General features: G+C 36.2%; 8 protein-coding genes. 6 read left to right on the top strand and 2 right to left on the bottom strand.

Going from position 1 to position 12,751, the window contains the following annotated elements; all coding sequences use genetic code 11:
• Positions 1-107: 107 nt before the first annotated feature.
• Complete coding sequence (locus O0955_RS13440; protein ID WP_269428065.1) at positions 108-1,478, bottom strand: dipeptidase; 1,371 nt, start codon at positions 1,476-1,478, stop codon at positions 108-110.
• A gap of 247 nt (positions 1,479-1,725) precedes the next feature.
• Here O0955_RS13440 and O0955_RS13435 point away from each other — a divergent pair, with 247 nt between their 5' ends.
• The 5 genes from O0955_RS13435 to O0955_RS13415 all read left to right on the top strand — a co-directional run bounded on the left by O0955_RS13435 (position 1,726) and on the right by O0955_RS13415 (position 7,915).
• Positions 1,726-2,700, top strand: a complete 975-nt coding sequence (locus O0955_RS13435) for an SGNH/GDSL hydrolase family protein (protein WP_269428064.1) — start codon at positions 1,726-1,728, stop codon at positions 2,698-2,700.
• Between the two features lie 67 nt (positions 2,701-2,767).
• Positions 2,768-3,301, top strand: a complete 534-nt coding sequence (locus O0955_RS13430; protein ID WP_269428063.1) for a PH domain-containing protein — start codon at positions 2,768-2,770, stop codon at positions 3,299-3,301.
• On the top strand, positions 3,301-4,803 hold the full coding sequence (locus O0955_RS13425) for a PH domain-containing protein (RefSeq protein WP_269428062.1): 1,503 nt from the start codon (positions 3,301-3,303) through the stop codon (positions 4,801-4,803). The genes O0955_RS13430 and O0955_RS13425 overlap by 1 nt, the downstream gene beginning before the upstream one ends.
• Positions 4,804-4,824: 21 nt before the next feature.
• The gene (locus O0955_RS13420; RefSeq protein WP_269428061.1) at positions 4,825-5,379 is read left to right on the top strand and encodes a hypothetical protein; all 555 of its coding nucleotides are present in this window, start codon (positions 4,825-4,827) and stop codon (positions 5,377-5,379) included.
• Positions 5,380-5,608: 229 nt separating this feature from the next.
• A complete protein-coding gene (locus O0955_RS13415) occupies positions 5,609-7,915 on the top strand; it encodes an ATP-dependent helicase (RefSeq protein ID WP_269428187.1) in 2,307 nt (768 codons plus the stop codon).
• Between the two features lie 75 nt (positions 7,916-7,990).
• Here O0955_RS13415 and O0955_RS13410 read toward each other — a convergent pair whose 3' ends face one another.
• Positions 7,991-8,974 carry a potassium channel beta subunit family protein gene (locus O0955_RS13410; protein ID WP_269428060.1) on the bottom strand — a complete coding sequence of 328 codons (984 nt, stop codon included), beginning with the start codon at positions 8,972-8,974 and terminating at the stop codon, positions 7,991-7,993.
• A 230-nt stretch (positions 8,975-9,204) separates the two neighbouring features.
• Here O0955_RS13410 and smc point away from each other — a divergent pair, with 230 nt between their 5' ends.
• Positions 9,205-12,738: a chromosome segregation protein SMC gene (smc, locus tag O0955_RS13405; RefSeq protein WP_269428059.1), complete on the top strand. Its 3,534-nt coding sequence runs from the start codon at positions 9,205-9,207 to the stop codon at positions 12,736-12,738.
• Positions 12,739-12,751: the final 13 nt, after the last annotated feature.

The following is a 12,751-nucleotide window of genomic DNA, read 5'->3' as shown; positions in this document are numbered from 1 at the left end:
AATGACGGAACTGAAGAGCAAATGAAAAACCCAGCTTTAGTTCACAAAACAAAAAATCCCTGTTTAGCTTAAACAAACAGGGATTTTAAAATTTTGCAATAAAGTTTTTATTTGCTTAATTCAGCAAAATATTTGTGGAACAAAGGCAAAGTTTCAATGCCTTTATAATAATTGTAAATGTCATACTTTTCGTTTGGAGAGTGTAAAGCATCACTATCCAGGCCAAAACCAAATAGTACCGATTTAATGCCCAAAACATCTTCAAATAAAGCAACAATTGGAATACTACCTCCACCCCTTGTTGGAATTGCTGTTTTGCCAAAGCTATCTTCAATGGCTTTTTCTGCTGCTTTATAGGCTACACTATCGGTTGGCGTAACTACAGGCTCGCCACCATGGTGGGCAGTAACTTTAACCTTAACATTTTTTGGTGCAATACTTTCAAAATGTTTAGCAAAAATCTCAGAAATTTCATCTGAACTTTGGTTTGGAACCAAACGCATAGAAATTTTTGCATTTGCCTTACTTGGCAATACGGTTTTAGCACCTTCACCGATATAGCCACTCCAGATTCCGTTTACTTCTAAAGTTGGTCTTGTTCCGGTACGCTCTAAAGTACTATAGCCTTTTTCGCCCCAAACTTCTTCTATATTCAAATCTTTTTTATACTCAGCTTCATTATATGGTGCAGCATTTAAGGCTTTCTTTTCTCCATCTGTTAATTCTATCACTTTATCATAAAATGCCGGAATGGTGATGTGATTATTTTCATCGTGTAACGAAGCAATCATTTTACATAAAATTGTTGCCGGGTTGGCTACTGCACCACCGTAAACGCCTGAGTGTAAATCGCGGTTAGGCCCAACAACTTCTACCTCCATATAAGCCAAACCACGCAAACCAGTTTCGATAGATGGATTTTCCATACTAATCATCGAAGTATCAGAGATTAAAACCACATCAGCCTTTAATCTTTCCGCATTATTTTTAACGAAAATACCAAGGTTAGCCGATCCTACTTCCTCCTCGCCTTCAATCATAAATTTCACATTACAGGCAAGGGTATTGGTTTGCATCATCAATTCAAATGCTTTAACATGCATATAAAATTGTCCTTTATCATCGCAGGCACCGCGGGCATAAATTTTACCATCGCGGATAGTTGGTTCAAAAGGAGGTGTTTGCCACAATTCAATCGGGTCTGCCGGCTGAACATCGTAATGACCATAAACCAGCACTGTAGGCAAAGAAGCATCAATAATTTTTTCGCCATAAACAATTGGATAACCTGCTGTAGCGCATATTTCCACGTTATCTGCGCCTGCATCCTTTAGCTTTTGGGCCACATAATCAGCTGTTTTTAATACATCCGCTTTATATTTTGGATCGGCACTTACCGATGGAAAACGCAATAACTCAAACAACTCATCTAAAAAACGTTGTTTGTGCGTTTCTACATAATTTTTAATCTCTTGCATAACAAAATGAATTTGGGCAAATATAGGATTTTAAGGTAAAAGGCATTAAACTTTGCCTTAAACCTGAATTAATTTAACCTGATCTGACAAATCAAAATGGCTTTATTGCATAAATTTTAAATCCTCAAGTTATTTTATCATATTTATTTGATAAAACGCAAATATTCTTCAAATAGATTGTTTAATTTTTTATTAAATTGCGCCCCAACATTCAAATCCTTAAATCCTGTCTGAAAGAACTTTAACAATGAAATTAAGCGCAATAGTTTATCCCTTTCTGCTGCTGCTTTTTTGTTTCAACATTTCAGCCTCTGCTCAAAATCAAAATACGCCACGTGTAAGTTGCCCCGAAGCGGCTCAATATTATGCCAAAGACAGCATAAACATTGTAACTTTTGGAGCCAGCACTGTTGAAGGGGTTAATGGTTTTGGTTTTCAAACCATGCTTGCCAACAACTTTCTTAATTGCTACACGGGTAAAGTGGTAGACATTACCAATCAGGGGATTGGCGGACAAACAACTGCACAAGGTTTATTGCGTATTGACCGGGCAATTGCCGACAGAACAGGGTTTATTGTAATTGATATGGGGATTAACGATGCGATATCTATAGCGGCCGGAAAATCGACAATAGCCAATACAGAGGCTAATATGCGTTCACTAATTCAAAGCAGCCTGAAACAGAAACTGGTTCCTATTCTTTGCACTTTACAATATGTTGATGACCGTACAAACAAGGATTTGGTTGCGGTAAATAACAACATCAGAACGCTAAATGGCATTTACAGAAAACTGGTTTCGGAATATAAAATTTACCTCGCTGATATAAATGCAGCCATGCGGAGAGATTTTTCGCTATATCAGGATTCTTTTCACCCAAATGCCCGTGGTTACCGCTTGGTAAGTTATGTTATTTTTGATGCCATTAACAAAGCAATTTTTGATCGGTTTCTGATGTTCATTGTTTCACAAAACTATCCCAACCCTGCTGCAAGCCAAACGTACATCGATATTGTTTTACCGGAAACAGATAAAATTAATGTGCAGATTTATGATTTAATGGGCCGTCTGGTTAAAACCGTCGTAAATGAATACCTGAACATTGGCAAACACACTTTGGATGTGAATACAGCTAATTTCAATCCTGGTGTTTACTTTTTTAAAATCTCTTCAGATTCAGGTCAGTATTCTGCCATCAAGAAATTCATTGTGGTGCGGTAACAAAACGATATCTCTTTAATCTATTAATTGATCAATTGTTTTATCTTTAACTGAAAGCGAAGAAATAATGTCCCAATTTGAAAATGATACAATCGATATCCGCTCAATTCCCAGATACGAAGAAATTGAGTTAAATAAGCCACATCGCAATTACTGGAAAATCATCCTCATTAATCTCTTAATTTTCTTGCTCCTGCTTGCTTTGGCATTAACCGCAGTTTGTTTGCTTGTTCCTGAAGTCAAAGCCTATTTAACCACAATTATTATTGGCCATTTAACCCTTGCTGCTTTGCTTTTCCTATTATTCAAAGCAAGTTTTAAAAAGAGGGGTTACGCTTTAAGAACACATGACATCGTTTATAAAAGCGGTATAATTGCCCAAAGCACCACTATAATTCCTTTAAACCGAATACAGCATATCGAACTTAATGAAGGTGTATTTTCCAGAATATATAAACTGGGTGCCCTTCAAATTTTTACTGCAGGCGGGCAAACCGGGCATTTACACATTACCGGAATTCCTATTGAGGATGCAAAAAATATAAAGGAATTGCTTTTAAGGAAACTGGATTTAACAGCCGATAAAACTGAAGTAAATTAATGGATTACGACTTCAGCAAACCTCATCGGCAATCTGCGCACGGCATCATCATCATGACGGCCAGCACTTTAATTAAAATTACAAGGGCCTTAATTTTTCCAATTGTTATCGCTTTTGTAAAATTTAAAACAGTCAGCGTTCTTTATTTTTTATTGGCCATATTGGTTATTGTATTGGTTAGTTTGTTGTTTGCCTATTTATGGTATTTAAAATTTACCTTCTTTTTAAATAAGGAAAAACAGGAATTTGTTATTCACAAAGGAATAATCAATAAAGATCAGGTTACCATCCAACTGGATAAAATTCAGCAGGTTAACATTAACCAATCCATCTTACAAAAAATAATTGGTGTTTACGGTTTAAAGATCGATACGGCGGGTGCACACGGGGAAGAAGTTAGTATTAAAGCCATTGATGAAGCCTCAGCTTACAATTTAAAGGCACATTTACTCAACCGGGCCACTTCTGCTTCGCCTGTTGAAGAAGAAACAAAACAAATTCAGCCTGAAACACTCCCTTTTTTAAAAATAAGTGCGCTAACGTTATTTAAAGTCGGCCTGACTTCTAATTATGGGCAGAGTTTAACCCTACTGGCTGCATTTTTCTATTTCGTTTTTCATAACCTACGCGAGTTTATGAATATTTATGAGGTGGATAAAGGACGGGTTGAATCAGCACTTACGGGCTTAACGACTTTTTTTTCTGTAAGTGTACTGATCATTATCTTTCTGGTAGCATTGCTGGTTATTAATCTGGTCAGAACTTTTGTAAAATACTTTGAACTAGAAATAAGCAAACATCAGCACTCTTTACTGATTTCATCGGGATTATTTGCAAAAAAGAATACTTTAGTAAGCCCTGATAAAGTGCAGATTACAGCCTACAGTCAGAATTATTTTCAGAAGAAAATGAACATGTTCAATGTAAGGTTGAAACAGGCTAAAAACGGACATGCTAAAAATGGCAAAGAATTACACGGCAGCACACTGGAAGTTCCGGGTTGCAACGTTACAGAAAGAGATGAGCTAATTAAAATGATACTGGGTAAAATTCCGGCCAGTGCTAAACTATTTATTCCCAACTGGAGATTTTTGAACCTCCCGATTTTCTTCAATCTGGTTTTACCGATCGCTATATTTTTAATTATCGGCTTCAATGTTCCTCAAATTAAGCCGTTTTTGCCGCTGGCCAGTGTCTATTTTTTAATTGGTGTATTGATGATTTATATCAGTTATAAAAGGCATCGCATTAACGTGAACGAAGAATTTATCATTAAAAAAAGTGGCATCTGGGATATTTCTCATGAAATTATTACCCCGAATAAAATACAAGCCATTACAACATTTCAGTATCCCTGGCATAAAAGTGTAGATGTTGGTCATCTTTGCCTCCACACGGCTGCCGGACAAATCCGTTTCAAATATGGCAACTACACTGAGATTAAAAACCTTGTAAACTATTGGCTGTATCAAATAGAAAGTGGCGATCAGGACTGGATGTAGAATAACGATTAAAACAATAAAATGATTGACGCAGAGAGAATTGATGTATTAAAAAGTATAAGAAATAATAAATTGTACCTGAAAAGAAGCAAAATCAGCCGTATTTTAATTTCATGTATCGAAGTATTTATTATTGGAATTATTCCCTTAAGTTCAATAATCATTACGCTAAAAAACATCCGTCTTTTTAATCAGGGCTATTCTATGTATATCGTAATTGCCAATTTAGCGGCTTTAGTTTTAGGCTTCCTTTTATTCAAATTATTTACCGGCGGAAGAAAATTAAAAAGAATCCCAGGCAAAAACTTAATTGAAAACAGGGCATATTTATTAAAGATATTTCAATCGTTAAAATGGGAAATACATGATAATGAAAATAACCTGATTATTGCATTGCCCAATTGGAAAACACAGGTTACTGTAATATTGGAGAATAAGGACGTTTTATTAAATACCATAAGATTTGGAAGAAGCCAAACGCAGGGTATGTTTGATGAAGGGCTTTACGAATTTATAAATGAGAAACTTAATATTTACGTAACAACAGATGGAGATGATAGCGAAAATGCTATATAATCAAATTATTTGCATTTTATTGCCCGCCTAAACCCGGGCGAAGCGGTTCCCCGATTTTTCATCGGGATTAGCGCAGCACGGGACTATCATTCCAATAAAATACAGGCTCTGCTTTCCAAAAAAGCAACAGCTTTGGTACTTAGAATAATATTAATCCTCAATTTACCAACACCTTTTAATAAGCGCACATAATTTGTTATTTTTGAACCTCAAAAAAACAGGAGCCGATTTGGACTATTTAGAAGGATTAAACCCACAACAAAGAGCAGCAGTAGAGAATACAAAAGGACCGGTAATGATTGTTGCGGGTGCCGGATCGGGCAAAACCCGGGTAATCACATATCGAGTGGCCCACTTAATTCAATCGGGTACGGATGCCTTTAATATTTTGGTTTTAACCTTTACCAACAAAGCGAGTAAGGATATGCGAGAGCGGATCAGTAAAGTAGTTGGTGCTGAGGCGAAAAACATTTGGATGGGTACTTTCCACTCTGTTTTTGCAAAAATTCTTCGTGTTGAAGCCGAAAAAATTGGTTATCCAAGTAATTTTACCATTTATGATACAGATGATAGTAAAAGTGTAATTCGCAGTATTTTGAAAGAAATGCAACTGGATGATAAATTATATGCAGCCAATTTTGTTTTTAACCGCATTTCTTCTGCAAAAAACAACCTGATTTCTCCGGCTGAATACATTAATAATGATCAGATTCAGGCCGAAGATATTCAAAACAAACGTCCGCTAATTGGTCAGATTTACGAGACTTATGCTAAACGCTGTTTCAGAGCTGGCGCAATGGATTTTGATGATTTACTTTTCAAAACCAATATCTTATTAAAGGATCATCCTGATGTTTTAAATAAATACCAGCAAAAATTTAAATATTTAATGGTGGATGAGTATCAGGATACCAACTTTTCGCAATATACCATTGTGAAAAAGCTGGCTGCTGCTTATCAGAATATATGTGTTGTGGGCGATGATGCACAAAGTATTTATGCTTTTCGTGGGGCAAACATTCAAAATATTTTAAACTTCGAACGGGATTATCCGGATTTGAAAGTGTATAAATTAGAGCAAAATTACCGCTCTACCCAAAATATTGTAGAGGTTGCCAACAGCATTATTGCCAATAACAAAAATCAGTTAGAAAAAAATACTTTTTCTGATAATGAGCCTGGTGACCGGATTAAGGTTTCGCGTGCTTTTACAGATAACGAGGAGGGTAAACTGGTTGCTGAATCCATCGTTCAGGAACGCAGCACTAAAGGTTATGACTACCATGATTTCGCCATTTTATACCGTACCAATGCACAAAGCAGGGCTATGGAGGAATCGTTACGCAAGCTTAACGTTCCATATAGAATTTATGGAGGCCTTTCCTTCTATCAGCGTAAAGAAATTAAAGATTTAATTGCTTATTTCCGTTTAACCTTCAACCCTAATGATGAAGAAGCGGTAAAACGCATAATTAATTATCCTAAACGTGGTATCGGCGATACGTCTATCGATAAAATTATTGTTGCCGCAGATCAGCATGATAAAACCATGTGGGAAGTAATTTCCAATGCTCATATGTACGTTGATGGCCGTTTAGCCAATCAGTTGAATGATTTTTCGATGATGATTCAAAGTTTTGCCGCAGAAGCTAAAAAACTGGATGCATACGAAACAGCTTTATTTATTGCACAACATGCAGGTATTTTAAAAGAATTATATAACGATGATAGTGTAGAAGGCCGAAGCCGCTACGAGAACATTCAGGAGTTATTAAATGGTATAAAAGAATTTGCTGAACGTGAGGATATTGAAGAACGTGGTTTGGATATTTTTATGCAGGATGTTGCCTTATTAACCAATGACGATAAGGATGGGGATAAAAACAAAGATACAGTCTCTTTAATGACCATACACTCAGCCAAAGGTTTAGAATTTAAAAATGTATTTGTGGTTGGACTGGAAGAAAACCTTTTCCCTTCGCAAATGTCGGTAAATTCACGTTCCGATCTGGAAGAAGAACGCCGTTTATTTTATGTTGCTATAACCCGTGCGGAGAAAAAATTAACCTTAACCTATTCAACTTCACGTTACCGCTGGGGAACTTTAACAAACTGTGAACCAAGTCGTTTTATTAATGAGATAAGTCCTAAATTCTTAGAACTGGATGTAAAACCAGCTTCAAAAAGCAGTTTCCTGTATGGTAATTTTGATGAAGAACGCAAAACATGGACCTCACAACCCCGTGATTTCTTCAGCAAACCAAAACCGGCAACTACAACAGCTTCAGCTCCTCCGGTTCGGCCAAAAACAACTTCAATTTTACCAAAAGCACACGTACCCACACCTGGTTTTATGCCTTCACAGCCCCATGAGTTTCAGGGAGGAATGGAAGTAGAACACGAAAAATTTGGCTTCGGAAAAATTATTAGCCTGGAAGGTCAATTACCTGATATTAAGGCAACTGTATTTTTTCAGGGATTAGGCAATAAACAATTGTTGCTTAAATTTGCTAAATTGATGATCGTAAAAAACTAAAGAACAGCACTATACAAAATATCACGTTAAGCTTGTCGAAACAAATTAAGCTTTGACAAGCTTAACGTGTTAAATTTAAAATTGAGGAAGTTTAGGTTTTGTACCCATAATTTCTTCCACCTGTTCCATTATTTTATCGGTAAGCAAAGGCACAACTTCTAAAGCCGTTAAATTTTCTTTCAACTGCTCCCCTTTTGAGGCACCTAAAATAACAGTACTTACATTTGGATTTTTAAGGCACCAGGCCAAAGAGAATTTAGCCAGAGAAACATTTAGTTTATCAGCCACTTTTTGTAGTTTTTCTACTTTTTTTAACCGGTCGGCCTGTAAAACATTGTCTTTTAGCCAGCCCAGTTTTGCATCAGCTAAACGGGTATCTTTCACATCTCCTTTAGTATATTTACCTGATAATAAGCCAGATGCTAATGGAGACCAAATGGTGGTACCCAATCCATGATCACGGAAAAGCAACAAAAAATCATCTTCTAATTTTTTACGTTCAAAGAGGTTATATTGAGGCTGCTCCATTGTTGGGCCAATTAAACGGTAATCTTTTGCAACTGCAATGGCTTCGGTAATTTCTGCCGCACTCCATTCAGATGTACCCCAATACAAAATTTTACCTTGCTGCAATAAAGTATTCATGGCTAAAACCGTTTCTTCAATAGGTGTACTTTTATCTGGTCTGTGGCAAAAATATAAATCCAGATAATCAACCTGCAAGCGTTTTAAAGCTGCATTACAGGCTTCTACAACATGTTTGCGTGATAAGCCCATTTGGTTTGGGCCCTTGTTTTCTGTTCCAAAAAATACTTTGCTCGATACCACGAAAGATTCCCTTTCCCAACCTTTAGATTTAAGGATTTTACCCATCACAATTTCTGATTTACCCTCTGCGTAGCCTTCGGCATTATCAAAAAAGTTTACCCCCGCATCATAAGCAATTCCCATCAGTTCATCGGCAACCTTATCGCTGATTTGTGCACCAAAAGTTAACCAACTTCCTAACGACAAAGCACTTACCTGCAAACCAGATTTACCTAATCTTCTGTATTCCATATAATTGAATGTTTAAATTTTAATTAATTGACAAAAATAATTATCCAATATTACCATTAAAGTTTACAGAAAGTTTTAGTTATTGGATATTTTACAAATGACAAACATGTTATTGAATTGTTTATTTTAAAAGAAAATCAACAATTCATATGCTAAATTCTTTATGATTTTGAGGCTAATTTTTAAAATTTTATCCTTATTATTGAGTTCCTGTTCCAAGGATCACGTAAATGCAACTCACCCGGTTAGAAATTAAAGGTTTTAAAAGTTTTGGCGATAAAGTTACCATTAACTTTAACGAGGGTGTTACGGCTATTGTTGGACCTAATGGCTGTGGAAAATCTAATGTCATTGATGCCATGCGCTGGGTTTTGGGCGAACAAAGCACACGGGCACTGCGATCCGAAAAGATGGAAAACATCATCTTTAATGGCACCAAAAATAGAAAACAGGCTCAGCTTGCTGAGGTCTCTTTAAGTTTTGATAATACCAAAAACATACTGCCTACCGCCTATTCGCAGGTTACCATTACCCGTAAATTATACCGAAACGGCGACAGTGAGTATCGCTTAAATGACGTTCAGTGTCGTTTAAAAGACATTACCGATTTATTTCTGGATACAGGCATCGGCTCTGACAGTTATTCGATCATTGAGTTAAAAATGGTTGATGAAATTATTTCCAATAAAGAAAATTCACGCCGCTCCCTATTTGAAGAAGCATCCGGAATTTCCAAATACAAACTCCGCAAAAAACAGACTTTCAATAAGTTAAAAGACACTGAGGCCGATTTAGAGCGTGTGGAAGATTTACTTTTTGAAATCGAAAAGAACCTTAAAACTTTAGAAAATCAGGCTAAAAAAGCAGAACGCTATTATAAATTAAAAGAGCAATACCGCGAAGTAAGTGTTCAGCTGGCCACGCATCGTATTGCTTTCTTTCGTACCGATTTAAATGCTTTAGAAAGTCAGGAACAAGCCCAACAGGTAAACAGAACGGAGTTAAGCACTAAAATTGATACCGGCGAAGCCGAATTACAAAAACTTAAACTGGGCAGCATCAACCAGGAAAAGAATCTTTCTGTTCAACAAAGAGCTACAAACGAATTTGTTTCTAAAATTCGTGCTTACGAAAGCGAAAAGAAAGTTAAAAATGAGCAAATGCGTTTTCTGCAGGAGAAAGAAAACCGCTTATCCGGTGAACTGGAGAAGGACAAAAACCAGGTTAACCATATTAAATATAACATTAAGCGCTTAAATGAAGAAGTGCTCACTGAAACAGAAGTTTTTAATCGCCTTGAATCTGATTTAAAACTGTTAAAACAAACCCTGGATACTTTAAGGGAGCAACAGCAAACTGAAAAAAACAGGACAGATAACCTGGTTAAATCTGTTAATGATCTTCAAAATCAAGTCTATCAATCGCAAAAGGAAATTGATATTTTAAACATCCAAAAAGATGCTTTGGTACAGGAAACCAATAGAAATGTGGACGATACAGAAATTAAAAGTTTAGAGTTAAAAGCTTTTGACCATGCTTTGGCCGAGCTCGACATTCAGGTTAGAGAAAAGCAAAGCAGCATTAAACAATACACAGAAGCAGAGGAAATACTAAAAACAAAGTTAGCTGATGCAGAAATCAATCTAAGTTCCAACAAAGAAAAACTTAATGCTGAAAACCGTAAAAAAGATGCAAAACAAAACGAATATAATCTGACGAAATCTCTTGTAGATAGTTTAGAGGGCTTTCCAGAGTCGATTCGCTTCTTAAAAAAGAATAATGCTTTTGCAAAAAGTGCCCTGCTTCTTTCTGATATTTTATTTTGTAATGAAGATTACCGCATTGCGATTGAGAACTATCTCGAACCCGTAATGAACCATTATGTGGTGGAGAAATATGCAGATGCCGTCCAGGCCATCAATTTGCTAACTGATGCCAGCCGTGGCCGGGCAAACTTTTTCATTCTGGAAAACGTCCCGGATAAAAATCCTTCAATCAGCGATCACGAAGGATTAATTTCAGCTTTGCAGGTAATCGAAGTAGATAAAAAGTATCAGCATCTTTGTAATTTGCTTCTTCAAAATGTATACATCGTTACGGGTGAGCAGGAACTGTTATTTAAGCAAAACCCAACAGCAAGTTTAACTATTTTAGCTAAAAATGGTAAGTACGCCCAAACTAAATTCACATTGGCAGGCGGTTCAGTTGGTTTATTTGAAGGTAAAAGAATCGGTCGTGCTAAAAATTTAGAAAACTTAGCAAAAGAAATAAAAACAGCTGAAACACAAATTAATCAATTTAATACCGTTATTTCAGCAGAAACAAATAACATTTTCAACCTTAAGGAAGCATCTAAACTCAACCAGATCAACACCTTACAACAGGAATTAAACAAGTTAAATAACGAATACATTTCGGTACAAACCCGCCGCGACCAGTATCATGAGTTTATTACCACGAGCGAAAACCGTAAAGCAGATATTGCACAAAAGATTATTTCTATAGAAAAGGGGCTTTCTGAAAAACTTCCGGCCTTAGTTACTTTACAAAAGAATCAACAGGAAGCGCACATTAATTTACAGGAACAACAAATTAATTACCAGGAAATTGCCGATCAGGTTAATGAATCAGCTGGAAAATATAATCAGGATAATATTCGTTTCCATCAGCAACAAAATAAGCTTACAAGTCTTGAAAAGGATTTAGACTATCGTTTTGTACAGGAAGAAGCATTAAATAAACGCATTGAGCAAAACGAAAAGGATTTACAGGAAACCTTAGCTGAAATCACTAAAACACTGCAACATACCGATTTAAATGACGATACACTATTAGAAATGTATCAGCAGCGTGAAGAAATGGAAAAGGGTTTAGCCGAAGCTGAAAAAGAATATTTTGAAAGTAAGGGCAATATCAATGAGGTTGAAAACAACCTGACTAGTCTGCGTAAAAACAGAGAAGAAACAGATTTTCTGTTAACCGAGCTAAAGGACAAAAAGAATGCATTAAAAATTGATTTAAATGCCTTAAAAGAACGGCTTGCTGTTGAATTTAATATTGATATTAATGATCTTTTAGAAACAGAAACCGAAGTAACAGAAAGTGAATTTGATCTTCGCCAAAAAGTAGAGAAAATGAAACGCCAACTGGATGAGTTTGGTGCCATTAATTCTATGGCTATGGAAGCTTACAAGGAAATGGATGAACGTTACACCTTTATTCAAAATCAAAAAAAGGACCTTATTGCAGCTAAAACTGATCTTTTGCAAACCATTAAAGAAATTGACGACACTGCGAAAGAGAAGTTTATGCAAGCCTTTACGCAGGCAAGAGAGCATTTTATTGTGGTTTTCCGCTCTTTATTTAATGATGAAGACAGTTGCGATTTAATTTTATCAGACACGGCTAATCCACTGGAGGCCGATATTGATATTATTGCCCGTCCGAAGGGTAAAAGGCCCCTGTCTATCAACCAATTATCTGGTGGAGAAAAAACATTAACGGCTACTGCCCTGCTGTTTTCTCTATATCTTTTAAAACCTGCACCTTTCTGTATTTTTGATGAGGTTGATGCGCCATTGGACGATACCAATATTGATAAATTCAATAATATTATCCGGAAATTTTCAGATCAGTCACAGTTCATTATTGTTTCTCATAACAAACGAACCATTGCCAGTACGGATATTATTTATGGTGTAACCATGGTAGAACAAGGTGTTTCAAGAGTTGTAGCCGTAGACTTAAGAGAAGTAGCCGCCTAAAGATTCTTATTCA

Source organism: Pedobacter punctiformis (assembly GCF_027213715.1).
GTDB lineage: Bacteria > Bacteroidota > Bacteroidia > Sphingobacteriales > Sphingobacteriaceae > Pedobacter > Pedobacter punctiformis.
The sequence above is the reverse complement of the archived record's forward strand: the minus strand, read 5'-3'. Positions and strand labels throughout refer to the sequence as shown.

Excerpts from the sequence above, each read along its gene's own strand:
- O0955_RS13440 (WP_269428065.1), bottom strand. The coding sequence starts at position 1,478 with ATGCAAGAGATTAAAAATTATGTAGAAACGCACAAACAACGTTTTTTA.
- O0955_RS13435 (WP_269428064.1), top strand. The coding sequence starts at position 1,726 with ATGAAATTAAGCGCAATAGTTTATCCCTTTCTGCTGCTGCTTTTTTGT.
- O0955_RS13430 (WP_269428063.1), top strand. The coding sequence starts at position 2,768 with ATGTCCCAATTTGAAAATGATACAATCGATATCCGCTCAATTCCCAGA.
- O0955_RS13425 (WP_269428062.1), top strand. The coding sequence starts at position 3,301 with ATGGATTACGACTTCAGCAAACCTCATCGGCAATCTGCGCACGGCATC.
- O0955_RS13420 (WP_269428061.1), top strand. The coding sequence starts at position 4,825 with ATGATTGACGCAGAGAGAATTGATGTATTAAAAAGTATAAGAAATAAT.
- O0955_RS13410 (WP_269428060.1), bottom strand. The coding sequence starts at position 8,974 with ATGGAATACAGAAGATTAGGTAAATCTGGTTTGCAGGTAAGTGCTTTG.
- smc (WP_269428059.1), top strand. The coding sequence starts at position 9,205 with ATGCAACTCACCCGGTTAGAAATTAAAGGTTTTAAAAGTTTTGGCGAT.